Origin of the sequence: Stenotrophomonas sp. PS02298, assembly GCF_029959445.1 — a bacterium.
Classification (GTDB): Bacteria; Pseudomonadota; Gammaproteobacteria; order Xanthomonadales; family Xanthomonadaceae; genus Stenotrophomonas.
Genome location: NZ_JASCOR010000318.1, coordinates 1 through 1329, shown reverse-complemented (window position 1 = coordinate 1329; position 1329 = coordinate 1). Strand labels below are relative to the sequence as shown.

Annotated in this window: 1 protein-coding gene; it reads left to right on the top strand. The window is 57.3% G+C overall.

Annotation, left to right across the window (positions count from 1 at the left end):
- Positions 1-66: 66 nt before the first annotated feature.
- Complete coding sequence (locus QMX78_RS21405) at positions 67-1293, top strand: IS256 family transposase (RefSeq protein ID WP_282273468.1); 1227 nt, start codon at positions 67-69, stop codon at positions 1291-1293.
- Positions 1294-1329 lie beyond the last annotated feature (36 nt).

Genomic DNA, 1329 nt, shown 5'->3' with positions numbered 1-1329 from the left:
GGGCCTGTCCTAGATTTTGTGTAAACGGGTCACCGGCAGGAAACTGCCATCTGACCTGGAGACACCATGAGTTCACGCAAACATGAAGTACCCAACGAGTTGCTGAGCAGCTTGTTGGCTAACTACAAGAGACCTGAGGACCTGATCGGCGAGAACGGCTTGCTAAAGCAGTTGACCAAGCTGCTGGTTGAGAAGGCGCTCGATGCAGAGATGACCGAGCACTTGGGGCATGAGAAGCACGAGCCGGTGGCCAACGGTGCTGGCAACACCCGCAACGGCCGCAGTCGCAAGACGCTCAAGGGTGAGTTTGGTGAGCTGCCTATCGAGGTACCACGCGATCGCCAAGGCACCTTCGAGCCCAAGCTAATTCCGAAGCACCAGACCCGTTGGAGTGGGTTCGACGACAAGATCCTGTCACTGTACGCACGAGGGATGACCGTGCGCGAGATCCAGGCACACCTGGAGGAGATGTACGGGGCCGAGGTGTCGCCGAGCTTAATTTCATCGGTCACAGACGCAGTGGTGGATGAGGTCAAGGCGTGGCAGGCGCGCCCGCTCGATCCGGTCTATCCGATCGTGTACTTGGACTGCATCCACGTCAAAGTTCGAGACGGTGCAGTTCGAGTCAAGGCGGTCTACCTGGCCATCGGTATAACGATGAGCGGTGAGAAGGAAGTTCTGGGCCTGTGGCTGGCCCAAACCGAGGGTGCGAAGTTCTGGTTGCAAGTGGTGACGGAGCTACGTAATCGTGGCGTGCGAGACATCTTCATCGCCTGTGTCGACGGCCTGAAGGGCTTCCCTGAGGCTATCGAGGCAGTGTTTCCGTACACCACGGTGCAACTATGCATCGTGCATATGGTCAGGCACAGCTTGAACTATGTGTCGTGGAAGCGGCGACTAGAAGTGGCGGCCGACCTCAAGCGCATCTACACCTGCGCCACCGCCGAGGAAGCTGAGCAACGGCTCACCGAGTTCGAGGCACGCTGGGACAAGGAGTACCTGCCGATTGGCCAGTCTTGGCGGCGTAACTGGACACGGTTAACCCCATTTTTCGACTATCCACCCGAGATCCGTAAGGTCATCTATACAACCAACGCAATCGAGTCGGTGAACATGGGGCTACGAAAATTAACCAAGCACCGCGGCGCGTTTCCGAGCGACGAAGCTCTCGTCAAACTGCTCTACCTCGCGTTGCGCAACATCAGCAAACGATGGACCTTACCCATCCGTGATTGGAAGGCAGCCCTGAACCGATTTACCATCCAGTTTGAGGGGCGGCTCCCTCAGCTGTAACCCGAATCCCGTTTACACAAAAATCTGCACACGCTC